At 71.3% G+C, this 23,718-nt stretch carries 20 protein-coding genes; 9 read left to right on the forward strand and 11 right to left on the reverse strand.

Translation table 11 applies throughout. The annotated features are described in order from the left end of the window. Positions 1-193: 193 nt before the first annotated feature. On the forward strand, positions 194-748 hold the full coding sequence (locus ABEA82_RS08195) for a hypothetical protein (RefSeq protein WP_345660714.1): 555 nt from the start codon (positions 194-196) through the stop codon (positions 746-748). A 78-nt stretch (positions 749-826) separates the two neighbouring features. Here ABEA82_RS08195 and ABEA82_RS08200 read toward each other — a convergent pair whose 3' ends face one another. The 5 genes from ABEA82_RS08200 to ABEA82_RS08220 form a co-directional block, all read right to left on the reverse strand. Beyond that, complete coding sequence (locus ABEA82_RS08200) at positions 827-994, reverse strand: hypothetical protein (protein WP_345660715.1); 168 nt, start codon at positions 992-994, stop codon at positions 827-829. Positions 995-1,140: 146 nt separating this feature from the next. Beyond that, positions 1,141-1,659, reverse strand: a complete 519-nt coding sequence (tsaE, locus tag ABEA82_RS08205; RefSeq protein WP_345660716.1) for a tRNA (adenosine(37)-N6)-threonylcarbamoyltransferase complex ATPase subunit type 1 TsaE — start codon at positions 1,657-1,659, stop codon at positions 1,141-1,143. Next, positions 1,628-2,881: an alpha/beta fold hydrolase gene (locus tag ABEA82_RS08210; RefSeq protein WP_345660717.1), complete on the reverse strand. Its 1,254-nt coding sequence runs from the start codon at positions 2,879-2,881 to the stop codon at positions 1,628-1,630. The genes tsaE and ABEA82_RS08210 overlap by 32 nt, the downstream gene beginning before the upstream one ends. A 212-nt stretch (positions 2,882-3,093) precedes the next feature. Next, positions 3,094-4,257, reverse strand: a complete 1,164-nt coding sequence (gene alr, locus ABEA82_RS08215; protein ID WP_345660718.1) for an alanine racemase — start codon at positions 4,255-4,257, stop codon at positions 3,094-3,096. Positions 4,258-4,623: 366 nt separating this feature from the next. Then, a complete protein-coding gene (locus ABEA82_RS08220; protein WP_345660719.1) occupies positions 4,624-6,123 on the reverse strand; it encodes an NAD(P)H-hydrate dehydratase in 1,500 nt (499 codons plus the stop codon). Between the two features lie 230 nt (positions 6,124-6,353). On the opposite strand from ABEA82_RS08220, the gene ABEA82_RS08225 reads away from it, so the two are divergent. After that, the gene (locus ABEA82_RS08225) at positions 6,354-7,508 is read left to right on the forward strand and encodes a hypothetical protein (RefSeq protein WP_345660720.1); all 1,155 of its coding nucleotides are present in this window, start codon (positions 6,354-6,356) and stop codon (positions 7,506-7,508) included. Positions 7,509-7,532: 24 nt separating this feature from the next. Here the strand turns inward: ABEA82_RS08225 and ABEA82_RS08230 are convergent, their stop codons facing one another. After that, the gene (locus ABEA82_RS08230; RefSeq protein ID WP_345660721.1) at positions 7,533-8,537 is read right to left on the reverse strand and encodes a BtrH N-terminal domain-containing protein; all 1,005 of its coding nucleotides are present in this window, start codon (positions 8,535-8,537) and stop codon (positions 7,533-7,535) included. An 84-nt stretch (positions 8,538-8,621) separates the two neighbouring features. Between ABEA82_RS08230 and ABEA82_RS08235 the strand changes: the two genes are divergently transcribed. Further along, positions 8,622-8,894 (forward strand): hypothetical protein, encoded by a 273-nt coding sequence (locus tag ABEA82_RS08235; protein WP_345660722.1) that lies wholly within the window; start codon positions 8,622-8,624, stop codon positions 8,892-8,894. A gap of 17 nt (positions 8,895-8,911) precedes the next feature. Here the strand turns inward: ABEA82_RS08235 and ABEA82_RS08240 are convergent, their stop codons facing one another. Then, the gene (locus ABEA82_RS08240; RefSeq protein ID WP_345660723.1) at positions 8,912-9,283 is read right to left on the reverse strand and encodes a holo-ACP synthase; all 372 of its coding nucleotides are present in this window, start codon (positions 9,281-9,283) and stop codon (positions 8,912-8,914) included. Between the two features lie 49 nt (positions 9,284-9,332). Here ABEA82_RS08240 and ABEA82_RS08245 point away from each other — a divergent pair, with 49 nt between their 5' ends. Continuing rightward, complete coding sequence (locus tag ABEA82_RS08245; protein ID WP_345660724.1) at positions 9,333-10,007, forward strand: ankyrin repeat domain-containing protein; 675 nt, start codon at positions 9,333-9,335, stop codon at positions 10,005-10,007. Between the two features lie 116 nt (positions 10,008-10,123). Next, positions 10,124-10,288 carry a hypothetical protein gene (locus ABEA82_RS08250; RefSeq protein ID WP_345660725.1) on the forward strand — a complete coding sequence of 55 codons (165 nt, stop codon included), beginning with the start codon at positions 10,124-10,126 and terminating at the stop codon, positions 10,286-10,288. A 55-nt stretch (positions 10,289-10,343) separates the two neighbouring features. On the opposite strand, the gene glmS is transcribed toward ABEA82_RS08250, so the two are convergent. Beyond that, complete coding sequence (gene glmS, locus ABEA82_RS08255) at positions 10,344-12,191, reverse strand: glutamine--fructose-6-phosphate transaminase (isomerizing) (RefSeq protein ID WP_345660726.1); 1,848 nt, start codon at positions 12,189-12,191, stop codon at positions 10,344-10,346. Between the two features lie 617 nt (positions 12,192-12,808). Here glmS and ABEA82_RS08260 point away from each other — a divergent pair. Both ABEA82_RS08260 and ABEA82_RS08265 read left to right on the forward strand, forming a co-directional pair. Further along, complete coding sequence (locus ABEA82_RS08260; protein WP_345661002.1) at positions 12,809-17,572, forward strand: ricin-type beta-trefoil lectin domain protein; 4,764 nt, start codon at positions 12,809-12,811, stop codon at positions 17,570-17,572. Then, on the forward strand, positions 17,569-17,844 hold the full coding sequence (locus ABEA82_RS08265; RefSeq protein ID WP_345660727.1) for a hypothetical protein: 276 nt from the start codon (positions 17,569-17,571) through the stop codon (positions 17,842-17,844). Before ABEA82_RS08260 ends, ABEA82_RS08265 begins: the two co-directional genes overlap by 4 nt. Positions 17,845-17,962: 118 nt before the next feature. Here the strand turns inward: ABEA82_RS08265 and ABEA82_RS08270 are convergent, their stop codons facing one another. Both ABEA82_RS08270 and ABEA82_RS08275 read right to left on the reverse strand, forming a co-directional pair. After that, positions 17,963-18,778, reverse strand: a complete 816-nt coding sequence (locus ABEA82_RS08270; protein WP_345660728.1) for an ABC transporter permease — start codon at positions 18,776-18,778, stop codon at positions 17,963-17,965. Next, positions 18,775-19,800, reverse strand: coding sequence for an ATP-binding cassette domain-containing protein (locus ABEA82_RS08275; RefSeq protein ID WP_345660729.1), 1,026 nt, complete (start codon positions 19,798-19,800; stop codon positions 18,775-18,777). The genes ABEA82_RS08270 and ABEA82_RS08275 overlap by 4 nt, the downstream gene beginning before the upstream one ends. A 194-nt stretch (positions 19,801-19,994) precedes the next feature. Between ABEA82_RS08275 and coaA the strand changes: the two genes are divergently transcribed. Next, a complete protein-coding gene (gene coaA / locus ABEA82_RS08280) occupies positions 19,995-20,963 on the forward strand; it encodes a type I pantothenate kinase (protein ID WP_345660730.1) in 969 nt (322 codons plus the stop codon). Positions 20,964-20,995: 32 nt separating this feature from the next. Next, a complete protein-coding gene (locus ABEA82_RS08285; protein ID WP_345660731.1) occupies positions 20,996-21,934 on the forward strand; it encodes a DUF389 domain-containing protein in 939 nt (312 codons plus the stop codon). A 269-nt stretch (positions 21,935-22,203) separates the two neighbouring features. Here the strand turns inward: ABEA82_RS08285 and glmM are convergent, their stop codons facing one another. Then, complete coding sequence (glmM, locus tag ABEA82_RS08290) at positions 22,204-23,562, reverse strand: phosphoglucosamine mutase (RefSeq protein ID WP_345660732.1); 1,359 nt, start codon at positions 23,560-23,562, stop codon at positions 22,204-22,206. Between the last annotated feature and the right edge of the window lie 156 nt (positions 23,563-23,718).

Raw genomic sequence — 23,718 nt, forward strand, 5'->3', positions numbered from 1 at the left:
CTGCTCGGCGAAGCCGAGAGCCCCGGGGAGTGCGTGCCGTGCGCCGCGGGGCCGGCGGTACGTCCGACACGGGCCCCATGGCCCGGCACGGTCGCGCCTGCCGGGTCGTCACCTGCTGCTACCGTCACCTTCCGTCACGGCACGGCGGACACGGCGTGCACGGCAGGGTGGTACGACGCGGAGGTGGACGACGGTGGCAGTCAGCAGCTCGGGGATCGTGGCCGGGCTCACCGCCGCGGCCCTCGCCACGGTCGGCTACCTCGCCCATCAGGCGTCGCAGAGCGTCCCGGCCGGTCTGGGCAGGCCGCAGGCGGGCGCCTCACCGGCGGCCTCGAAGGCGCCCCAGGTCAGGAAGGACCCGTCCGCGCTGCCGGACGCTTCCGGCACCGGCGCACGGGTCGTGTACTCCCTGCGCGGCGACCGGGTGTGGCTGGTCGGCACCGACGAGGTGGTCACCCGTACGTTCGAGGTCGACCCCAGCCAGGTGGACCCGGTCCCGGGCACCTACACGGTCACGTCCCGCTCGAACACGATCACCGGCTCCGACGGCGTCCCCGTCGAGCACGTCGTGCGCTTCACCAGCGTGCAGGGCGTGGTCATCGGCTTCAGCGCGGCCGTGGGCGGCTCGGCAGCCGCGTCCCCACCCGCCGGTCAGGCACGCACGGGCGGTATCCGCGAGTCACGGGTGGACGGCGCGGCGATGTGGACGTTCGCGACGATCGGACGCAAGGTCGTGGTCGTCCGCTAGGGCCTGACCGACGAGCCCAGGCCTGTCCGTCGGGCCCCAGGCCTGTCCGACAGGCCCCAGGGCCTGCCCCGGCAGGCTCTAGGCGGCCTCGCGGTGGTCCTCGGCCGGCTCGGAGAGCTCCGGGTCGGGACCGCACGGGGGTGTGGAGACCAGCACCGCCGCCTCGCCCGCCGCCAGCAGATCGCGCATGGACACCCCGGCGACCGCGAACGGCAGCGGCTGGCCCTTGCTCTGTGTAGCCGACATGGACGCCTCCTGAAGGGCGGGGGCGGACGTAGTTAGGCACACCTAACTACGGACTGGATACCCCATGTGACCACGTACGAGACGCCGGACGCAACATCTTGCCGACACGTCGTCGGAACGTTCATCAAAACACCACGCGACCGGGGCTACGCCGCGAGCACGCTCAGGTCGGCCGACGCCCAGCGTTCCCCCAGACCGGTGACGGTCATCTGCCGGACCTCGTCCGTCGTGTCGCCCACCGCCCGGTGGATGACGACCTGGAGCCGGTCCTCGGTCAGTTCCTCGACCTTGCCCTCGCCCCACTCCACGACGACCACGGACTCGGGCAGCGAGACGTCGAGGTCGAGGTCCTCCATCTCGTCGAGACCGCCGGAGAGCCGGTACGCGTCGACGTGGACCAGCGGCGGCCCGTCGCCCAGCGACGGATGCACCCGGGCGATCACGAAGGTCGGCGAGGTGACGGCTCCGCGCACGCCGAGCCCCTCGCCCAGCCCACGGGTCAGCGTCGTCTTGCCCGCCCCCAGCTCCCCGCTGAGCATCACCAGGTCACCCGCGCGCAGCAGTTTCGCGAGCCGGCGGCCCAGCTCCCGCATCTGCTCGGGGGAGGTGACGACGATCTGGACGGATCCGGGCTCAGCCGGGTTGTGCGGTGCTGGTGCTTCCATAGCCCTTCACCGTAGCCCCTGCGGGCACGGCACCCGTGCGGGTGAGCAGGTCGGCGAGGCGGTCGGTGACCACTTCCGGGTGTTCCAGCATCACCAGGTGCCCCGCGTCCGGCACCAGCACCAGCTCGGCCTCCGGCAGCAGATCGGCGATGGCCTCACTGTGCTCACTGGGCGTGACCAGGTCCTGCACACCGGCCAGCACGAGGACCGGCAGGTCGGTGAAGTGGGCGAGCGCCTCGGTCTTGTCGTGGTCGTTGAACGCCGGGTAGTACTCGGCGACCACGTCGATGGGCGTGCTCTCGATCATCCGCTCGGCGAACCGGGCGATGGCCGGGTCGACGTCCCGGGACGCGAACGAGTACCGCTTGATGATCCCGGCGAACAGGTCAGCCGTGGCCCGGCGCCCCTTCTCCACCAGCTCGGCCTGCTGCCCCAGCGCCTTCAGCACCCCGGGCAGGACCCGCCGCACCGCGTTGACGCCCGCGACCGGAAGGCCGTAGTTCACCTCGCCGAGCCGTCCCGACGACGTCCCCACGAAGGCGACCCCGACGACCCGCTCCCGGATCAGCTCCGGGTACTGGTCGGCCAGCGCCATCACGGTCATGCCGCCCATCGAGTGCCCGATCAGCACGATGGGCCCGTCGGGCGCGGCCGCGTCGATGACGGCCTTCAGGTCGCGGCCCAGCTGCTCGATGGTGACCGCCTCGTTCCGCGCCTGGGCCACGCCACGGCCGGAGCGGCCATGGCTGCGCTGGTCCCAGTGCACGGTCCGTACGACGCCCCTGAGCGCCGCCCGCTGGAAGTGCCAGGAGTCCTGGTTCAGGCAGTAACCATGACTGAAAACGACCGTGACGGGGGCCGGGGACTTGCGTCCGAAGAGCCTCCGGCGGCGTGGGCCGGTGGCGGGGGCGGCCTCCGGGTCGACGTCGTCGACCTCGTAGTACAGCTCCGTGCCGTCGTCGGCGAACGCCTTGCCGGGCATGCCGCGCAGCGAGCCGTAGGGGCCCGCCGAGTCGAGCGCGAGCCGCGCCTTCTGGCGCATGCCGCGTCCGACGGTCATCCGTTCCAGGGCGACACCGGCGGCCGCGCCCGCGGCCACCACGCCTATCGCGACGCCCGCGATGCCGGTCGCCCGGCGCCAGCCTCCCGCCGCCCCCGCGGCGGAGGCCGCGACGGCCGCGGAGGCGGCGTGCGCGACGACCTCCGCACTGCTCTCGCTCACGTACCGCTCCTCTTCGCCGGGCTGCTCAACGCATTACCGCTGCTGCTGTCGGTCTTGCTGTCGGTCTTGATGCTGTTCGGTGCTGCTGTTGTATGCGTGGCTGCCGTGCTTCGGGTGACGAGTTCCCCTTCCGAGTCACCTGTCCCGTCGCTCATTCACACAGACGCAATCACGGAGACACATTCACGGAGACACATGCGCGGACCCCACACTCACGGAGACGCATTCACATAGACGCGGGGAACGCGCGTTCCGATCCGCGTCACGATCTCGTAGGCGATGGTTCCGGCCGCCTGGGCCCAGTCCTCGGCGGTGGGCTCGCCGCGGTCCCCGGGCCCGAAGAGCACCGCCTGAGCGCCCGCCGCGGGCTCGTCACCGCCCAGGTCGACCACGAACTGGTCCATGGCGACCCGCCCGGCGATCGTGCGCCACTTGCCCTCGACCAGGACCGGGCCCGCTGAGGAGGCGTGCCGCGGGATGCCGTCCGCGTAGCCCAGCGGCACCAGGCCGAGGGTCGTCTCGCCGGGCGTCACATACCGGTGGCCGTAGCTCACGCCGTGTCCGCCCGGGACGTGCTTGACCAGGGCGAGCGAGGCGGACAGCGTCATGACCGGCCGCAGCCCGAAGTCGGCCGGGGTGCCGAGTTCGGGGCTGGGCGAGATGCCGTAGAGGGCGATGCCGGTCCGGACGAGGTCGAAGTGGCTCTCGGGGACGGTGAGGGTGGCGGGCGAGTTGGCGATGTGCCGGACCTCGGGGCGGACCCCCTGCTCCTCGGCGTAGCCGACCATCTCCCGGAAGAGGCCGATCTGGGCCGCGATCGAGGGATGGCCGGGCTCGTCGGCACAGGCGAAGTGCGACCACAGTCCCGTGACGCGCAGCAACCCCTCGGCCTCGGCCCGCAGCGCCTCCCGGACCAGCTCGGCCCAGTCGTCACCGGGCTGGCAGCCGTTGCGCCCGAGCCCCGTGTCGGCCTTGAGCTGCACGCGGGCGGGCCGGCCGGCGAGCCGGGCGGCGGCGGTGACCTCACCGAGGGCCCACATCCCGCTCACGGACACGTCGAGGTCCGCCTCGATCGCCTCACGCCAGGGCCCGCCGGGCGTCCACAGCCAGCACATGATGCGGCCCGGCAGCCCGGCGGCCCGCAGGGCGAGGGCCTCCTCGGGCGTGGCCGTGCCCAGCCAGTCCGCCCCCGCGGCGACGGCCGCCCGGGCACACGGCACAGCCCCGTGGCCGTACGCCTCGGACTTCACCACGGCCATCAGGGCCGCGCCCCGCGCATGGGCACGCAGAGCACGCACATTGGCCCGCAGGGCGGCCAGATCGATCTCCGCACGCGCCCGCAGGGGCGCGGTGGACGGGACAGTTCTCTCGCTCATCGCGCCCAGTGTCTCAGAGCGCCCGAACGCCCCCTAGGCAGCGGCCCCGGTAGGCCGCCCACACACCCACCTCAGCCCCACCCAGCCCGTCCGACGCCTGAGGACGAAGCCCCCCAGACCGAACCGGGGCGTCCGACGCCTGAGGACGAGGCCCCCAGGCCGAAGCAGGGCGCCCGACCACGAAGACCCAGCCCACCCCCACCCAGCCCGTCCGGCGCTTGAGGACGAGGCCGTCCAGGCCGAAAGCGGGGGCCCGGGGGCGGCAGCCCCCGGACTCGGGACGGGAAGGGGCGGAGGGGGCGACCCACCCCCACAGCAACCCCCACCCACCCGCACACCCCCCACCCACACGCCCCGGCGAATCACTCACCCAAGAACATTCCGCCAGGCCTCCGGAACCCCCTCGGCCACATCATGCGCCCCCACAGGCGCCCCACCCGCCGCCAGCCGCCCGGCCAGCCCGTGCACGTACGCCCCCACACTCCCCGCATCCACCGCCGAAAGCCCCGCCGCCAGCAAGGACCCCGCCAGCCCCGACAACACGTCCCCACTCCCCGCCGTCGCCAGCCAGGACGTCCCCGTCGGATTCACCCGCACCGCCCCGCCCCCGGAGTCCGCCACCAACGTGGTCGACCCCTTCAGCAGCACGGTCGCCCCGTACCGCCCAGCCAGTTCCCGCACCGCCGCCAGCCGGGCCCCCTCGACCTCCCCCCGGTCGACCCCGAGCAGCGCCGCCGCCTCCCCGGCATGCGGCGTCATCAACGTCGGCGCCCGCCGGGCCCGTACGGCCGACGCGTCGGCCAGCCGCAACCCGTCCGCGTCGATCAGCACCGGCACCTCCGCCGCCAGCACCTCCGCCACCGTCGCCGCGTCGTCCCCGGCCCCGGGCCCGACCACCCACGCCTGCACCCGCCCGGCGTGCTTCGGCCCCTGGTCCGACACGAGCGTCTCGGGAAACCGTGCGATGACGGCGTCCCCGGCCGGCCCGACGTACCGCACGGCCCCGGCCCCGCCCCGCAGCGCGCCCGCGACGGCGAGCACGGCGGCGCCCGGGTAGCGCGCCGACCCGGCGGCGATCCCGACCACACCGCGCCGGTACTTGTCGCTCTCGGCCCGCGGCACCGGCAGCAGCCGCGCCACGTCCGTGTGCTGCAAGGCCTCCAGCTCCGGCTCGACCGGCAGCTCCAGCCCGATGTCCACCAGCCGCACGGACCCCGCGTACTCCCGTGCCGGGTCGATCAGCAGCCCCGGCTTGTGCGTCCCGAACGTCACGGTCAGATCCGCCCGTACGGCGGTCCCGCGCACCTCGCCGGTGTCGGCGTCGACCCCGCTCGGCAGATCGACGGCGACGACCGCGCCCCGCGACCGCTCGGCGGCGGCGGCCAGCGGCACCGCGTCCGGGCGCAGCCCGCCCTTCCCGCCGATCCCCACGATGCCGTCGACGACAAGATCCGCCCGCTCGACCAGCTCCTCGACGGCGCCACCTACGGCCCCACCACCCCCTACGGCCCCACCGGCTCCCGTTTCCCCACCGGCTCCCCCGGCTCCGCCAACCCCCACGGCCCGCCCCCCGGCCCGCCGCAGCGCCGCGAGCCCCCCGGCATGAGCCCGCTCCGGCGCGAGCAGCACCGCCGTGACCCCGGCCCCGCGCCGGGCCAGCCGGGCACCGGCGTACAGCGCGTCACCTCCGTTGTCGCCGCTGCCGACCAGCAGCACGACCCGGCTGCCGTACACCCGTCCCAGCAGGTCGGCACAGGCGGCGGCGAGTCCGGCGGCGGCGCGCTGCATCAGCGCCCCCTCCGGCAGCCGCGCCATCAGCTCCCGCTCGGCGGTCCTGACCGTCTCCACGCTGTACGCACTACGCATGCGGTCGAGTTTCCCGTAGGACCGCCGGGCCACTCCCGTGTATCGCGCGTGATCGGAAACCGTGTCGCAGCCCCGGCAACTCCCGGCCGCACCGGACCCATTGACGCTTTGCGAGCCCTTTGCCAGAATCCCGGCCGCACAGAAAGCGCTTGCCCACCCCACGTTCCACCCTCACCAGCCACCCCCACCCCCCACCCCCACCCCCCACGTCCGAAGAATCCGAGGCCCCCATGGGACGCAGAGCCGCATTACTCGCCGCCGCCGGCGCCACCGCCCTCCTGACGGCGGCAGGCACCCTGACCGCTCCCGCCACCGCCGTCCCCACCCGAGCGGCCGCCTGCGGTGACGGCTCCTACCAGGCGGAGGCCGTGCGGAGCGGCGGCACCTGGACCGCCCGGCGCGGCGGCAGCACCGTCTATACCGGCACCGACATGCGCGCGGCCGTCCAGGCGGCGGTCAACAGCCTCACCGCGGGGCGTACGTCGAAGGAGCGGGTCGTGGTCCGGGGCTCCGGCTCGATCTCGGCGGGCTCCCGCATCTCCCTCCCGAGCTACACCGTCCTCGACGTCTGCGGCACCATCGACGTCACGGGCAGCGGCTCGGGCGACCAGGCGCCGGTGTACTCCCGCGGCACCCGCGACATCGAGGTGCAGAACCTCAAGCTCACCGGCGCCCCGCTGTACGGCATCTTCCTGCGCAACGTCCAGAACGTGGTGCTCGGCCAGATCGACATGCGCCTCTCGCGCGGCCTGGGCGTCCGTATCGACAACCGCGGCGACACCAGCCAGTGGACGCGCAACGTCCGCATCGGCGACGTCTACGTCTCCGGCGCGTCCAGCCACGCGGTCGAGACCTACGGCGTCGACGGCCTCACCATCGGCACGGTCACCGCCCGCGACGTGGGCGAGTCGGGCCTCCTGCTCAACCAGACCGTCAACGCGAGCGTCACCAAGGTGGACGCGGAGAACGCGGGCACGGGCACCGGCTACGCGGCCTTCCGCATGGCCAACCGCAACGGCCGGATCGGCAGCGGCTACCCGACCAACATCCGGGTCGGCGAGGTCGTCGCCCGGGGCGGCGGACGCGGGGTGTTCTGCGTCTCGGAGAGCGGCGGTGCGACGATCGACAAGGTCACCCTCACCAACACCGGCAACAACTCGGTCCTGATCGAGAACTGCTACAACGTCAGTCTCGCGGCCCAGAGCGGCACGATCTCGGGCGGTGGCGAGCTGCGGCTGGCCGCCCGCTCGGAGTTCCCCAACAACAAGGACATCACCGTCCAGAACCTGACGGTCACCAACTCGGCCCTCAGGGAGAGCCCGTGCGGTGAGAACACCACGTTCCGCAACATCACGCGGGTGAACAGCAGCCAGTCGATCTGCTGAGGCCCGCCGTCCGAGCCCTCGCACTCACCCGGCGGGGGCTTCGTCACGCAGGCGGCTCAGCGCCCGCATGGCATCGCGTTCGACGCGCGCGATGTCGAAGAGGACGACGCCCGCCCGGACGAGGGCCTGTTCATCGCCCGGCTCACCGGCTTCGGTGATCAGAGCGGCGACATCGGACCACAGGCCGGCCGCCTCGGCGTACAGCCGGTGCCCGGTACGCAGAGGTCCGCTGTCGAGCAACTCGGCGGACTCGGCGAGGAAGTCGCGGTAGAGGTTGCGGAACAGGGCTCCGCCGGTGCCGGCCCGCTCCATCAGGAGGGCGGCTCGCGGCAGGTCCCGACCCGGGTCGTCGGTGCGCCCGAGCCAGGTGGGTACGAGCTTCCCGGCCTTCTCGATGCCCCGGTGGCCGAGGTTGGCGATGGGCGGGGCGAGGAAGGCGTCCGCGCAGGCGGTGACGGCGGGGACGATCCGGTCCCGCGGGGCGGGCGGCTTCTCCGGAACGGTGAGGGTGAAGGACCGGTGCCGGGCGGTCATCGGCCCGCGTGCGGCCCTGGCCCGGGCGAGACCGTCCAGACCGGTGGACACGGCGCCGCCCTGCTGCTCGGTGTCCACCAGGTAGGCGTCCCGCTCGTCGTAGCCGTACAGGGCGACGACATGGCCGCCGAAGTGCACCTTCTCACTGAAGTAGTCCAGGTGGTAGCTGTCGAGTTGGAGCCCGACGGGGCGCCCGGCGTCGATGGCCGCCGCCACGTTCTCCCACCCCTTGCGGGCGGACCCGGTCTCCCGCACCACGAGCTCCAGCCCGAGCCTGCCGGCCAGGTTCCTGGTGAGTTCGAAGGGCTTGACCCGTCCGCCGAGGAAAGGGAACTCCATGCTCTTGCTGTCCCAGTAGACGAAGGACAGACCGGCGCCGAGGCCGAAGAGCATGGGCTCGGACAGATCGAGCCCCTGGTGCCGCAGCAGCACTCCGAGAGTCGTGGTCTCGCAGTGCTGCCCGCCCCGAATGTCGACGCCTTGCACCGTGGACATGCCGTGCCCTCCCGGAAGTCGCTATGATCGACCATAAGATTTGAACTCGTTCAAAAAATTGGCTCGAGCAGGGGAGGCCAGACCATGGCCGGATCCACCACCTCCACGGCGACCGACTCACCCGCCACCGCCCTCGGCCCCACGGCACTCGTCCTCGGCGCCTTCTCGGCCGTGGGCACGTGGGCCTTCCTGATTCCCTGGACGGTGCTGGCCGGGGCGTTGGCCATCACGTTCGGCGTGATGGGCATGCACTACGCCCGCAAGGGCACGGGCCGGCTGTGGACGGCGGCGACGGGGACGGCGCTGGGCGCGGCGGGCTTCCTCGGCACGGTCATGCTCCTGTGGGCCATGTCCTGACCGTTCCGGCCCTCGGGTCACCCCTCCGCGACGACGACGGCCGACGCCACACCCGCGTCATGACTCAGCGACACGTGCCAGGACCGCACGCCGAGTTCGGCGGCCCGCGCGGCCACGGTCCCGGTCACCCGCAGCCGGGGCCGCCCACTGTCCTCGACGTAGACCTCCGCGTCGGTCCAGAGCAGTCCGGCCGGGGCGCCGAGCGCCTTGGCCAGGGCTTCCTTGGCGGCGAACCGGGCGGCGAGCGAGGCGACACCCCGGCGCTCCCCACTGGGCAGCGACAACTCCCGCTCCACGAACAGCCGCTCGGCCAGCGCGGGCGTACGCTCCAAAGACGCCGCGAACCGCTCGATCTCGGCGACGTCGATCCCGACCCCGATGATGCTCATGCGCAGCACCCTACGGTGGCGCCACGGCGTTTTCCTCGGGGTGACTAGCATGATCAGCATGGAATGGGACGGCCTCACCGACCGCGACCGCTACGGGGACTGGTACCTGAAGGGCCGGGACCGGTTCTCGGACCTGGCCCGGGACGCCGACTGGGACGGCGTGATCGGGGAGCTGGGAGAGAACCCCGGATGGGTCAACCTCCCCCGCCCCGGGTACCGCTCCGGCTTCGCCCCGCTGCACCAGGCCGCCTGGCACGGCGCGGGCATCGCCGTCGTCTCCCGGCTGATCGCGCACGGCGCCTGGCGCACGCAGCGCACCCGGGACGGACGGCGCCCCGTGGACATCGCCCGGGAGCGGGGCCACACGCACCTGCTGGAGCTCCTGGAGCCGGTCGCGGTGCGGCGGCTCCCCTCCCCCGCCGACGCGCTGGAGCACCACTTCCACGCCATGCTGCGGGAGCGCACCGGCAGCTGCTTCGACGAGATCGAGCACCTCCTGCCACCGCTGTCTCCCCTCACGGAGGGGCTGGACGTACGGATCTTCTTCCGGGTGGTCGGCATGATGGGTGGCTTCCACTACCGCCTCCACGCGGACGTCGTGCACGTGAACGGCAGCTCGCGGATGGACGGCGACAACGGCGACTTCTACCGCGTGACCCCGGAGGGCTGGACCAAGCTCCCGTACAGCCCCACCCCGCCGGCGCCCTGGACCTACCCGTACTGACACCCCTCACGCAGCGCCCGGCCGGGGACCCGAGCCACCCCTCGCCTTCCCGGCAGCAACCGTCACCCACCGCCTCTGAACTCCCCCTCCCCCTTGTACAGTTCGCGATGACCGCGATGAGCAAACGGCATCGCACCAAAGGCAAGCGGGGCGGCATCTGCAACGACGGCAAGGCCTACAAGGGCGGCTCGTGCACGGCCTGCGGCAAGAGCAGCAACATGTGGTACTACGGCGGCGACAAGGTGAACGGCTGGGTCCCGAAGACCTGCATCAACTGGTAGTCACCAGCCGCACGGGGGGGGCGATCGGCACTCGCCGTTCGCCCCTTCTCGTTGCCTACTCCACCGTCACCGACTTCGCCAGGTTCCGAGGTTGATCCACCTCGTTGCCCCGGGCCGTCGCCAACTCGCAGGCGAACACCTGGAGCGGCACGGTCGCCACCAGCGGCTGAAGCAGCGTCGGGGTGACCGGGATCCGGATCAGGTGGTCCGCGTACGGCACCACCGCCTCGTCCCCCTCCTCCGCGATCACGATCGTCCGCGCCCCCCGCGCCCGGATCTCCTGGATGTTGGACACGATCTTGTCGTGGAGCACGGACCGCCCCCGCGGCGACGGCACCACGACGACCACGGGCAGGTCCTCCTCGATCAGAGCGATCGGCCCGTGCTTCAACTCCCCCGCCGCGAACCCCTCGGCGTGCATGTAGGCCAGCTCCTTGAGCTTCAGCGCGCCCTCGAGCGCCACCGGATATCCCACATGCCGCCCGAGGAACAGCACCGTGTCCTTGGCGGCGAGCGAGCGGGCCAGCTCCCGCACCGGCTCCATCGTCCCGAGGACCTGCTCCACCGCCCCGGCGATCGACGACAGGTCGCGGATCACCGCCCGGATCTCGTCGCCCCACTTGGTGCCCCGCACCTGCCCCAGATACAGCGCGACCAGGTAACACGCCACGAGCTGCGTCAGGAACGCCTTGGTGGACGCGACGGCCACCTCCGGCCCGGCGTGCGTGTACAGCACCGCGTCCGACTCGCGCGGGATCGTCGAACCGTTGGTGTTGCAGATGGCCAGGACCTTGGAGCCCTGCTCCCGGGCGTGACGCAGCGCCATCAGCGTGTCCATGGTCTCGCCGGACTGCGAGATCGCGATGACCAGGGTCTGCGCGTCCAGGATCGGGTCCCGGTAGCGGAACTCACTGGCCAGTTCCACCTCGCACGGCAGGCGCGTCCAGTGCTCGATGGCGTACTTGGCGATCATCGCGGCGTGGAAGGCCGTACCGCAGGCGACGATGACGACCTTGTCGATCTCCCGGAGCACCCGCGGCGAAATCCGCACCTCGTCCAGGGTCAGCGAGCCGGAGCCGTCGATCCGGCCCAGCAGCGTGTCGGCGACGGCCTTGGGCTGCTCGGCGATCTCCTTGAGCATGAAGTAGTCGTAGCCGCCCTTCTCCGCGGCCGACGCGTCCCAGTCGACGTGGAACGAACGGACCTCGGCGGGGCGGCCGTCGAAGCCCGTCACCACCACGCCGTCCCGGCGCAGCTCCACCACCTGGTCCTGGCCCAGCTCGATCGCCGCGCGCGTGTGCTCGATGAACGCGGCGACGTCCGAGGCGAGGAAGGCCTCACCTTCCCCGACGCCCACCACCAGGGGTGAGTTCCGCCGGGCACCCACCACCACGTCCGGCTCGTCGGCGTGCACCGCCACCAGGGTGAACGCGCCTTCCAGCCGTCGGCACACCAGCCGCATCGACTCCGCGAGATCCGCGCAGGACGAGAACTCCTCGGCGAGCAGATGGGCGACGACCTCGGTGTCGGTCTCGGAGGCCAGCTCGTGCCCCCGCTCCTCCAACTCGGCCCTCAGCACGGCGAAGTTCTCGATGATGCCGTTGTGCACGACGGCGACCCGGCCCGCGTTGTCGAGGTGCGGGTGGGCGTTGAGGTCCGTCGGCCCGCCGTGTGTGGCCCACCGGGTGTGCCCGATGCCCGTCGCTCCGGTCGGCAGCGGCCGGCCGTCCAGTTCCTTCTCCAGGTTGAGGAGCTTCCCGGCCTTCTTCGCCGCCGCCAGCCCACCATCGGCCAGCACGGCGACACCCGCCGAGTCGTACCCCCGGTACTCCAGCCGCTTCAGCCCGGCCATCACGACCTCGAGCGCAGACTGCGGCCCCACGTATCCCACGATTCCGCACATGGGGCGCAGCCTACGGGCCGAACACCGCCCGGATCCGGCACTTCCTGCCCGAAATCGGAAATTCCCCGACGCGGAACGGGCTCTGCCTCCAGGGGTGACTTTCGGCCGTTCCTGAAGCTCGCGACCGACCGCCACAGACAGAACCCTTCACAGTAAGGGCACAGAAACTCCCACCTTGCGAGCGAATTCTGATCCCCCGTCGAGGGTTACCGGGCGGTAGGTGGATTCACGCCACCAGCCTCCGTAGCGCAGCCACCCTCTGCCCACAGCCGATCGCTTGTGGCTATCGTTACGCCGCGCCTGCCCGGATCTGACCCATTCGGATCAGCGCATGACCATCAGGCGACCGGGGGAACGATGTCGCCGCAACGGGGGACATCTCATGCCGCAGTGTCCGCGCTCCGTGTCCCTGCTTCCCGCGTCGGGCGGCTCAGGCCGCTTCTGACGCCGACGGCTGAATCCCGGTCCCGTCACCACCCGTCGAAGGGATGCACGCCTTGCGTTCCAGACCCCCGGGGCCTCTCAGCCCGCTCCGCAGACCAGCACGCAGACACACCACCCCTCTCCTCGGCCGGATCCTTCCGGTCTCCGTCGCCGCCGCGATCCTCGCCGGCCTGATGGCGACGCCCGATCCGCTCAACAAGGCGACCACGACGGACGCCGCCCCGGTGGGTGACTCGTACGACTGGAACGAGGACACCACCGCGGAACAACTGCGGCAGGACCAGTGCCTGATGGCCGACGTCCTGCGCCTCGGCGGCCCCTCCATGGCCACCGTCGCGCAGGACGGCCTCAACCAGCCCCCGGACAAGCTGCACACCCTGGCCGACCGGCAGCACTGGCAGCAGACCCCGCTCGCCGTGGCCTACGGGAAGGACCGGGACGCCGCCGACAAGGACCTGAACTCGATCCACGCCCTGCGGGACGGATGGCAGAAGCCGCTCGCGGGGCTGACCAACCCGGCCGGCTTCACCGCCACCGGCTTCGCGTGGCCGCCCGGCAGCAAGGACGGCGAAGACGACTTCTACGCCCAGACGGGCCTGACCAAGTGGATCGCCGACCGGTTCTGGAAAGACGACAGCGACTTCTACGAGGACTCCACGCCGAAGGCCGACGCCAAGACGGTCGAGGCCGTCAAGAAACTCGGCACGCCCCTGTACGGCAAGGACCCGGACCCGTCCCTCCCGACGGACGAGTGGAACCGGGCGCTGGCCGAGCGGGACGCATTCGAGCATCTGTCCGACTGGAGTCTGGAACCCACCGGTGCGGACAACGCCCGTATCTTCCTCGCGTCCGGAGGCTTCCCGCGCAGCGCCCCGCGGCCCGGCACGGCGGAGTACCGCATCGCGACCGAGGACCTGAAGTCCCGTTTCGCCGCGTGCGCCTGGCGTGACCCGATCGACCCGAACAAAGCACTGACCGAGGTCTCCGCCACCGCCGCCGCCGAGTGGCAGCAGGAGATCGCCTCCCAGGCCACGCAACGCAACACGATCCTGGGTGCCAACCAGAACGCCACCAAGGCCCTCGCCAACGGGTCGAAGGCCCTGGGCGAGATGCTCGGCCACTCCTGGATCGCCGACCGCCTCGCGCGCTGGCAGGACTACTGGGCCCCGGGCGGCGTCGGAGCGATCGGCGACAAGCCGGCCGTCATCGAGGTGCAGGCCGCCACGGGCAAGTGCCTCGACGTCGAGGGCGGCAAGAAGGACAACGGCACACCGGTCCAGATCTACACATGCAACGGCTCGGCGGCACAGAAGTGGGAGGTCTACGGCGACGACGCGGGTCTGCACCTGCGGAACGTCAACTCCCAGAAGTGCGTCGACGTGTCGGGCAACAACTCCACCGACGGCACGAAGATCCAGATCTGGACATGCAGCAGCTCCCCGGCACAGACCTGGGAGTACAACGTGCGCGCCACCACCAGTCTGAAGAACGTCGGCACCGGCAAGTGCCTGGACCTCAGCAAATTCGACAACAGCCAGAACGCACGGCTGTGGACGTGCGGCGGCACCGACGCGCAGAAGTTCGTCGTCAAGCCGTCCGGCAGCAACGGGACCGTGCCGCCGAAAGCCCAGTTCGACAAGGCGAAGAAGGGCGTCGTGGACGCCCAGGCGGGAGCGAAGAAGCAGCTCGCGGCCCTCAAGGCCGAGGCCGCCGCGGCGAAGAAGGCCGCGACCGCCAGCGACACCGCCGAGCAGGCCGCCTACGGCATCGCCGACACGAACGGTGCGCCCCGCGGCCGCGGTCTGCTGGTCGGCCAGCAGAAGGCCCAGGTCACCAAGGGAGCGGCAGCGGCACTTGAGGCGATGGTGAAGGCCGGCGAGACAGCCGAGGCCGCCACCCGCGCGTCCGCCGGCAACAGTGCGACCATCACGCAGCGCGCCCTGGCCCAAGCCGCCCAGGCAAAGGCGGAGTTCCGCAAGGAGGCGGCGCACGCCGCCGAGTTGCAGGCGAAGGCCGCGGCCGACGCCGCGAAGGTGCACCGCGACAACGCCAAGAAGGACAAGGAGACCGCCGAGGCCAAGCTCGCCGAGGCCCTGAAGGCCGAGGGCGAGGCCAAGGCGGCCGCCGCCGAGGCCAACGCCAAGCGCCTGGCCGCCGAGGCCGAGGAGAAGACGGCCGAGGCGGAGAAGAAGACGGCCGCGGCCAAGCAGGCCGAGGCCGCCCAGCACCGGAAGAACGCCGAAGGGGAGGCGACAAAGGCCAAGGACGCCAAGGACAAGGCCGAGGCGGCCGAAGGCACCGCGGTCGAGAAGAAGAACGCCGCGGTCACGGCCCGTGACAAGGCCCGCGACTTGCGGGACGACGCATGGGACGCGGAGCAGAAGGCCGACGCCGCCCGCGCCAAGGCCGACGCGAAGGAGGCCTACGCCCAGGCCCACGTGTCCGACAGCAACGCCCAGGAGGCCAGAGCGGCAGCGGACGCCGCGGCCGGCCACGCCGACGACGCCGAGGCAGCCGCCGCGAAGGCCCGCTCCGAGGCCGACGCCGCCACCCAGGCGGCAGCTGACGCGGACGCCGCGGCCACGCGTGCCGAGGCCGCGGCCAAGCGCGCCCGGGCCCACGCGGACGACGCCCAGGCCGCGAAGCTGAAGTCCGACGCCGCGGTGAAGACCGCGACGAGCGCCGCGGCCGACGCCATCAAGGCCGCCGAGCACGCCTCCTCCGAGGCCAAGACGGCGGTCGCACTGGCCGACGAGGCGGAGAAGCAGGCCAAGGCGGCCAAGTCCCACGCGGACGCGGCGTTCAAGGAGGCCGGCAAGGCACTGGCCGCCTCGGCGAAGGCCGCGGGCTTCGCCCATGTCACCGCACAAGCCGCCGTGGACGCAGGCAATGCCGCAGCCCAGGTCGCCAAGCCCGCCAACGACGCCATCCAGCTCGGCTCGCCCTACATCGACACCGACTCGGCCGCGAGCCTGGTCGTCCTCACCGGCCAGGCATCGAAGTCGATCGCCGACCAGCAGAAGTCCGTCGCCGAAGCCGCCGCCAAGAACGCGGAGGCGGAGGCAGCCGCGGCCAAGTCTCTTGCCGCCCAGGCGCAGGGCGACGCGAAGGCCGCCTACCAGCACGCGGCCAACGCAGCCGGCCACGCCTCGGCCGCCCGTACCTACGCCAAGGAGGCCCTCGGCTACGCCGCGGACGCCGCCGAGGCCGCGTCCAAGGCAACGGCGTCACTGGCCCGCACCGTCGAGTACAACCGCCAGGCGACCGAGGACGCCAACGCCGCCGACCAGGCAGCCGACCGAGCCGAAACCCACGCCAAGAACGCCCGCGACTCGGCCGACCAGGCGGCCCTCGACGCCGAAGCCGCCCGCACCGCCGCCTCGGAGGCCGAACAGGCCGCCAAGGACGCCCGGGCAGCGGCCAACCGCGCCGACACCGTGGCCACCGAGGCCGAGGAAGCAGCCAAGGACGCGGAGAAGTACGCCGAGGAAGCCCAGGAAGCCGCCGAGCGTGCCGAACGGGAGAAGGCCAACCAGCAGGTCTCCTCGGGTGCGGGGACCGGTATCGCCAACGTCTTCCACGTCATCGACGACATCAAGCAGATCGGTGACCCCAAGCAGCTCAACGACTGCGTCCTCACCCCCGGGTTCGAGGGGTGCACCGTCAACTTCGAGGTCAGTTTCAGCGTCTCCGTCGACTACTACGTCTGCACCGATCCGAACGTGCCGGCCACGCAGGCCGGTTGCCCGGGCGACAACACCATCTTCATCGGGTCGAAGACGTTCGACGACCTCAGCAAGGAGCTGAGCGCCTACTACTCCAAGTGGGACCTGCTCGAAGGGCTCACCATCGCCCGGTTCATCGCCAAGATCGCCTGGGAGCTGCTGGGCAAGGACCTGGCGTCCTGCATGCACGGCGATGCCGCGGGGTGCGCCTGGACCGCCTCCTGGCTCATACCGGGATGGGCGTTCGAGAAGGTCGCCGACGGCATCCGAGCCGTCGACGCCGCCATGCGCACGGGCATCGGTGTCGGCGACGCACTCAAGGCGCTGCGGGCCCTGGACCATATCGACCCCCGCACTCTCGCCGAGGTCGAGCAGATCGCGCGGGCGTCGGACGACCTCAAAGCGCTCTGCCGGCTCAACAGCTTCCCCGGTGGCACCGAGGTCCTGATGGCCGACGGATCTCGCCAACCGATCCGTGACGTGCGCCGCACCGACATGGTGCTGGCCACCGACCCCGGCACGGGTGAACTGCGGCCGGAGCAGGTCACGAGGACGTTCCGCCACGACACCGAGCGCCTGTTGGACATCACCGTCGCCGGTGGCGGGCGTATCTCCAGCACGGCGGGACATCGCTTCTTCGTCGTCGACCGCGGGTGGACCCTGGTGTCCGACCTGCGCGTGGGCGACCGGCTACGGACCCAGGACAAGTCGGTCCGCGCGGTGACGGCACTGCGGGACCGGCCCGGTATGGCGGCTCGGACGGTCTACGACCTCACCGTCTCCGATCTGCACACGTTCTTCGTGCTGGCGGGTGAGTCCCCGGTCCTCGTGCACAACTGCGACGGGGACATCCACTGGGTCACGGAAACCCTCAGCGCGGGCTCCGACGCCGCGAAGTACGATGCCGGAGCGATGGGGGCCCGCCAGGGCTTCGCGCCGGCGCTGCAGTACTTCAAGGCGGGTGCCACCAAACTCACCGCGATCAAGTTCGACGGCGTGGATGCCGCCAACAAGATCATGATCGATCGGAAATACAACGTCACCAGGTACCCCAAGACCTACCGTCAGGCGCAGAACCAGTCGCTGGCTCTGGAGCAGAACGGGATGACGGGAGTCTGGGAGGTGCCGAACGCCACGGTTGCGGCCGCGGCCCGCAAGATCCTGGCCAAGCAGCTCATCACCAACATCAGAGTGAGGATCGTCGCACCATGACCGCTCTCGACCGCGCACTGGCGAAAGCCGTGATGGACCTGGTCATCAGTATCGAGCTGACCGACGACGAGGACATCGACCCGGACGTGGCCACCCAGATCACGGAACCTGTCGGGGGTTTCCTCAGGGAGGCGCTCGACAACGCGTCCGAGGAGGACCGGCAGGCAGTGATCGGCCTCTTCCGGGAGATCGCCGCGGAAGAGGGCATCCCGGAGCGCAGGGAACTCGCCCTGCAGTTCCCCGAGGCGATGTGCCTCGTGCCGGAGGACTGATCCGGGCCCTGCCCTACAAGTGAGCTCAGTCCGGCGGCCCGTACCCCTGCCCGGGGTGCGGGCCGCCGTCCTGCACGGAGGCTGCGGTGCGGATGCGTTCCGGCACCCTCGCGCCCCCTCACACCTTCGCCCGATAAGCCCTCATGGCGAGGGGATAGAACACCACCGCGATCCCCGCGGCCCACACCAGCGACCACATCACCGGCTCCGCCACCGGACCGCCCAGCAGCAACCCGCGGAAGGCGTCGGACAGATGGGTGACCGGATTGACGTCGCTCCACGCCTGGAGCCAGCCCGGCATCGTGTCGACCACCACGAACGCGCTGCTCGTGAAAGTGATCGGGAAGATGATGGTGAAGGCGAACGCCTGCACCTTCTCCGCGTCACCGGCCAGCATCCCGATCAGCACCGCGCTCCACGACACGGCCGCGGCGAACACCACCACCAGCAGCGCGCCGAGCAGGAACCCCCCGAACCCGCCGGTGATGCGGAATCCGAGCGCCAGTCCGAGGCCGATCATCAGCAGCATCGCCCAGACGTGCTTCGCGAGGTCGGCGGTGATGCGCCCGATGAGCGGGGCGGAGCGCGCGATGGGCAGGCTGCGCAGCCGGTCGAAGACGCCCTTGGTGAGGTCGGTGTTGAGCGCCATCGCCGTGTACATCGTCATGAACAGCGTGTTCTGCACGATGATCCCGGGCAGCGCGTACTTCAGGTACGCCTCGGGCGATCCGGCCATCTGCCCGCCCAGTACATAGGTGAACAGGAACACGAACATGATCGGCGTGATGCTGTAGTCGACCAGTTCGAGCGGGTTGTGCTTGACGGCGACCAGGCTCCGCCAGGCCATCGTGAACGTCTGCCGCAGCCCCGCGAGGGGCGGCACCCGCCCCGACGCGCTGACCGGCGCGGTGATGGTGGTGGCGGCGGCGGTCATGACCGGCTCACCGCCCTCTCCAGCTCGTCGCCCTCCCGGACGGCCCCGTCACCGTCCTCCCCCGGCTCGCCCTCCTCGCCCGGCTCATCCGGTTCGGCACGGTGACCGGTCAGGGCGAGGAAGACCTCGTCCAGCGAGGAGCGGCGCAGGGCCAGCTCGCCCACCGCGATCCCCTCCCGGTCCAGCGCCCGCACGACGGCCGGCATCAGCTCGGGATCCTTCACGGGCGCCGTGATCATCTCGCCCTCGATCCGGGCCTCCGCACCGGCGGCCCCGGCCACCAGCGTGTGCGCCCGCGCGAGATCCTGCCCGAGGATCGGCCGGAGCTCCAGCACCTGGCCGCCGACCTGGGCCTTCAGCCGGTCGGGCGTGCCCTCGGCGATCACCCGCCCCTTGTCGATCACCACGATGTCGTCGGCGAGCACATCGGCCTCGTTCAGATACTGCGTGGTCAGCAGGGCGGTCGCACCGTCCGCGACCAGCCCGCGCAGCAGGTCCCACAGCTCACCGCGGCTGTTCGGATCGAGGCCGGTGGTCGGCTCGTCGAGGAAGAGGATGCTGGGCCGCCCCACCAGGCTGGCCGCGAGGTCCAAGCGCCGGCGCATCCCTCCCGAGAAGGTCTTCGCTGCCCGCCCGGCCGCGTCCGTGAGCTGGAACCGCTCCAGCAGCTCACCCGCCCGCGCCTTCGCCTCCCGCCTCGGCAGCCCCAGCAGCCGGCCGATGAGCAGCAGGTTCTCCGTGCCGGTCAGGTTCTCGTCGACCGCCGCGTACTGGCCGGTCAGCCCGACCATGGCCCGCACCACCCCCGCCTCCCGGACCACGTCGTGCCCGGCCACGTGGGCCCTGCCCCCGTCGGGCCGGAGCAGCGTCGCGAAGATCCGCACCGCGGTCGTCTTCCCCGCACCGTTGGGCCCCAGCAGCCCGAGCACCGTGCCCTTGCGGGCCGCCAGATCGACACCGGCCAGCGCCTCGGTCTCCTTGAACCGTTTGACCAGGCCTTCCGCCTCTATCGCATACGTCATGGGTCACCCCTCGGCGTCCGTGAACCCCGGCCTGGGCCCACCTCTCCCACAACTGTGACGCACACCACTGACATTCCTCCCCTTGGCCACTTATCTCCCAAATGAGAGGGGCCGGGGACCCTGCGTGACGGATCCCACCTCACGGTCCGTTCGTACGCCCGTAACAATGGACTGTGATCTCTCCGGTCTCCTCGATGCCCCGGAGCGCCCACCGGCAGCGGCCGGAGGCGACTCCCTACGTGGACCTCACCCGAGCCGAATGGAGTGCGCTGCGTGACAAGACGCCGCTGCCCCTGACGGCCGAGGAGGTCGAGAAGCTGCGCGGCCTCGGCGACGTCATCGACCTCGACGAGGTGCGCGACATCTACCTGCCGCTGTCCCGGCTCCTCAACCTCTACGTCGGTGCCACCGACGGCCTCAGAGGCGCGCTCAACACCTTCCTGGGCGAACAGGGCTCCCAGTCCGGCACCCCGTTCGTCATAGGGGTCGCCGGCTCGGTCGCGGTGGGCAAGTCGACGGTCGCCCGCCTCCTCCAGGCCCTCCTGTCGCGCTGGCCCGAGCACCCGCGCGTCGAGCTGGTCACCACCGACGGCTTCCTGCTCCCCACCAAGGAGCTCCAGGCCCGCGGCCTGATGTCCCGCAAGGGTTTCCCCGAGTCCTACGACCGCCGCGCGCTGACCCGCTTCGTCGCCGACATCAAGGCCGGCAAGGACGAGGTCACGGCGCCCGTCTACTCCCACCTGATCTACGACATCGTCCCCGACAAGCGGCTCACGGTCCGCCGCCCCGACATCCTGATCGTCGAGGGCCTGAACGTCCTCCAGCCCGCCCTGCCCGGCAAGGACGGCCGCACCAGGGTGGGCCTCGCCGACTACTTCGACTTCAGCGTGTACGTCGACGCCCGGGTCGAGGACGTCGAGCGCTGGTACCTCAACCGCTTCCGCAAGCTGCGCGCGACCGCCTTCCAGAACCCCTCCTCGTACTTCCGCAAGTACACCCAGGTCTCGGAGGAAGAAGCCCTCGACTACGCCCGCACCATGTGGCGCACGATCAACCGGCCCAACCTGGTCGAGAACATCGCCCCGACCCGCGGCCGCGCCACCCTTGTCCTGCGCAAGGGCCCGGACCACAAGGTGCAGCGGCTCAGCCTGCGCAAGCTGTGACGCCCTGGGAAAAGGCGGGTTAGATGGTCGCCATGCTCCATCTGCGTCTGATCACACCGTCCGAGAAGACGGACGAAGTGGTGCGGCTGATCGAGAAGACGGTCGGCGCCACCCACCTCGTCGTGCTGCCGGACTCCGCCCGCAACCCCGCCGGGGACGTCGTGATGTGCGACGTGGCACGGGAGGCGGGCGACGAGCTGCTCACCGGTCTGCGGGAGCTGGGCATCGACACCAGGGGCTCGATCGCCGTCGAGACCATCGACCTGTCGCTGTCCGAGCGGGCCGACCGGGCCGAGGCCGAGGCGCCCGGTGAGGGCGCGGACGCGGTCCTGTGGGAGCACCTGAGCGATGCGACGCACGAGGAGTCGACCCTCTCGGTCACCTACCTCGCGTTCCTCACGCTCGCCACGATGATCGCGGCGTGCGGTGTGGTCCTGGACAACGCGATCCTGATCGTGGGCGCCATGGCGGTGGGCCCGGAGTTCGGCCCACTCGCCGGCATCTGCACCGCCATCGTCCAGCGCCGCCCGCGACTGGCCCTGCGCTCGATGATCGCCCTGCTGGTCGGCTTCGCGGTGGCCATGACGCTGACCGTCGGCTTCAGCCTCTTCATGGACGCGGTCGACCTGTTCAGCGAGCGACAACTCAAGGCCGACCGCCCCAACACGGGTTTCATCTACGCCCCCGACTGGTTCTCCTTCGTCGTGGCGGTCCTGGCCGGAATCGCCGGCACGCTCTCCCTGACCTCGGCCAAGTCCGGCGCCCTGGTGGGAGTGGCCATCTCGGTCACCACGGTCCCGGCCGCCGCGAACGCCGCCGTAGCCCTCAGCTACGGCGACACCACCCAAACCTGGGGCTCCACGCAGCAACTCCTGCTGAACCTGCTGGGCATCATCATCGCCGGCACGGCAACACTGGTGACCCAGAAATACCTCTGGTCAAAGCAACGCAAGCAAGCAAGCACCGGGTAGGACAGCGCCCCTAAGGGGCGCGGGGCCCCACTGATATGCGGCTCCGCCGCGCGGGCGCGCCAAGCCACGCCCTTAGGGGCGCGGGGCCCCACTGATATGCGGCTCCGCCGCGCGGGCGCGCCAAGCCACGCCCTTAGGGGCGCGGGGAACTGCGCGACAAGCCACAAACCACCCGCAGCCCGCGAACAACAGAACCCCCACCCCGAACCCGGCCCCGCTCCCGCCGCCGCACAGGCACAGGCACAGGCACAGGCACAGGCACAGGCCAACTACCCCAACGCGGACTTCACGACATCAGCCAACCGCCCAGCCACAGACCGAGCCTGCTCGATATCAGCCGCCTCCACCATCACCCTCACCAACGGCTCGGTCCCGGAGGGCCGAAGCAGCACCCGCCCGGTAGCCCCGAGCTCCCGCTCCGCGTCAGCGACCGCGGACGCCAGCTCCGAGGACGTCCCCACCCGGGACCTGTCCACGTCCGGCACATTGATCAGCACCTGCGGCAGCCGCTCCATGACGGAGGCCAGCTCCCGCAGCGAACGCCCGGTCCCGGCGACCCGAGCCGCCAGCATCAGCCCCGTCAGCGTCCCGTCCCCGGTCGTCGCGTGGTCGAGGATGATCACGTGCCCGGACTGCTCGCCCCCGAGGGCGAACCCGTGCTCCTTCATCTCCTCCAGCACGTACCGGTCACCCACCGCCGTCTGCACGAGCCGGATCCCCTCGCGCTCCATGGCGAGCTTGAACCCGAGGTTGGACATCACGGTGGCCACGACCGTCTCGGACCGCAGCGCGGAGCGTTCCCGCATCGCCAGCGCGAGCACGGCGAGGATCTGGTCGCCGTCCACCTCCGCGCCGGTGTGGTCGACGGCGAGACACCGGTCGGCGTCACCGTCGTGCGCGATACCCAGGTCGGCGCCGTGCTCGGCGACGGCGGCCTTGATCTTGTCCAGGTGGGTCGAGCCGCAGCCGTCGTTGATGTTGAGCCCGTCCGGCTCGGCACCGATGGTGACGACCTCGGCCCCGGCCCGCTGGAACGCCTCCGGCGAGACCCGGGCGGCGGCGCCGTGCGCCTCGTCGAGGACGACCTTCAGCCCGTCGAGCCGGTTCGGCAGCACACCCAGCAGATGCTCGACGTAGCGGTCGAAGCCCTCGTCGTACTCCCGTACGCGGCCCACGCCGGCGCCGGTCGGCCGGTCCCACGGGGCACCGGTGCGGTGCTCCTCGTAGACGGACTCGATCCGGTCCTCCAGCTCGTCGGCGAGCTTGTGCCCGCCACGGGCGAAGAACTTGATGCCGTTGTCGGGCATGGCGTTGTGGCTCGCGGAGAGCATCACACCGAGGTCGGCTCCGAGCGAGCCGGTCAGGTACGCCACCGCGGGCGTCGGCAGCACGCCGACCCGCAGGACGTCCACACCGGCGCTGGCGAGGCCCGCGACCACGGCGGCCTCCAGGAACTCCCCGGACGCGCGCGGGTCACGCCCGACGACCGCGGTCGGCCGGTGCCCCTCGAAGGTGCCCGCCTCGGCCAGCACGTGCGCCGCGGCGACGGAGAGGCCCAGCGCCATCTCCGCCGTCAGGTCCGCGTTGGCCACACCGCGCACACCGTCCGTGCCGAAGAGTCGTCCCACTGTGGTCCTCCGAATTGCTGAAGAGAGTGCGGCTCACTCCCCAAGTACATCCCCTGAGACTGTCCGGGAACGGTAGGGGTTGTGTAAACGAACCGCCCCGGCGGCACGGTCCGTGCCGCCGGGGCGATCGTTGCGAAGCCAGTCGCAAGGACAGGC

This window comes from Streptomyces venetus (assembly GCF_039540295.1).
Lineage (GTDB): Bacteria > Actinomycetota > Actinomycetes > Streptomycetales > Streptomycetaceae > Streptomyces > Streptomyces venetus.

Excerpts from the sequence above, each read along its gene's own strand:
- alr (WP_345660718.1), bottom strand. The coding sequence starts at position 4,257 with ATGAGCGAGAGAACTGTCCCGTCCACCGCGCCCCTGCGGGCGCGTGCG.
- ABEA82_RS08250 (WP_345660725.1), top strand. The coding sequence starts at position 10,124 with ATGAGCAAACGGCATCGCACCAAAGGCAAGCGGGGCGGCATCTGCAAC.
- ABEA82_RS08230 (WP_345660721.1), bottom strand. The coding sequence starts at position 8,537 with ATGTCCACGGTGCAAGGCGTCGACATTCGGGGCGGGCAGCACTGCGAG.
- ABEA82_RS08260 (WP_345661002.1), top strand. The coding sequence starts at position 12,809 with ATGGCGACGCCCGATCCGCTCAACAAGGCGACCACGACGGACGCCGCC.
- coaA (WP_345660730.1), top strand. The coding sequence starts at position 19,995 with ATGCCCCGGAGCGCCCACCGGCAGCGGCCGGAGGCGACTCCCTACGTG.
- ABEA82_RS08245 (WP_345660724.1), top strand. The coding sequence starts at position 9,333 with ATGATCAGCATGGAATGGGACGGCCTCACCGACCGCGACCGCTACGGG.
- ABEA82_RS08275 (WP_345660729.1), bottom strand. The coding sequence starts at position 19,800 with ATGACGTATGCGATAGAGGCGGAAGGCCTGGTCAAACGGTTCAAGGAG.
- ABEA82_RS08240 (WP_345660723.1), bottom strand. The coding sequence starts at position 9,283 with ATGAGCATCATCGGGGTCGGGATCGACGTCGCCGAGATCGAGCGGTTC.
- ABEA82_RS08220 (WP_345660719.1), bottom strand. The coding sequence starts at position 6,123 with ATGCGTAGTGCGTACAGCGTGGAGACGGTCAGGACCGCCGAGCGGGAG.
- ABEA82_RS08270 (WP_345660728.1), bottom strand. The coding sequence starts at position 18,778 with ATGACCGCCGCCGCCACCACCATCACCGCGCCGGTCAGCGCGTCGGGG.
- ABEA82_RS08235 (WP_345660722.1), top strand. The coding sequence starts at position 8,622 with ATGGCCGGATCCACCACCTCCACGGCGACCGACTCACCCGCCACCGCC.
- ABEA82_RS08225 (WP_345660720.1), top strand. The coding sequence starts at position 6,354 with ATGGGACGCAGAGCCGCATTACTCGCCGCCGCCGGCGCCACCGCCCTC.
- tsaE (WP_345660716.1), bottom strand. The coding sequence starts at position 1,659 with ATGGAAGCACCAGCACCGCACAACCCGGCTGAGCCCGGATCCGTCCAG.
- ABEA82_RS08200 (WP_345660715.1), bottom strand. The coding sequence starts at position 994 with ATGTCGGCTACACAGAGCAAGGGCCAGCCGCTGCCGTTCGCGGTCGCC.
- ABEA82_RS08265 (WP_345660727.1), top strand. The coding sequence starts at position 17,569 with ATGACCGCTCTCGACCGCGCACTGGCGAAAGCCGTGATGGACCTGGTC.
- glmS (WP_345660726.1), bottom strand. The coding sequence starts at position 12,191 with ATGTGCGGAATCGTGGGATACGTGGGGCCGCAGTCTGCGCTCGAGGTC.
- ABEA82_RS08285 (WP_345660731.1), top strand. The coding sequence starts at position 20,996 with ATGCTCCATCTGCGTCTGATCACACCGTCCGAGAAGACGGACGAAGTG.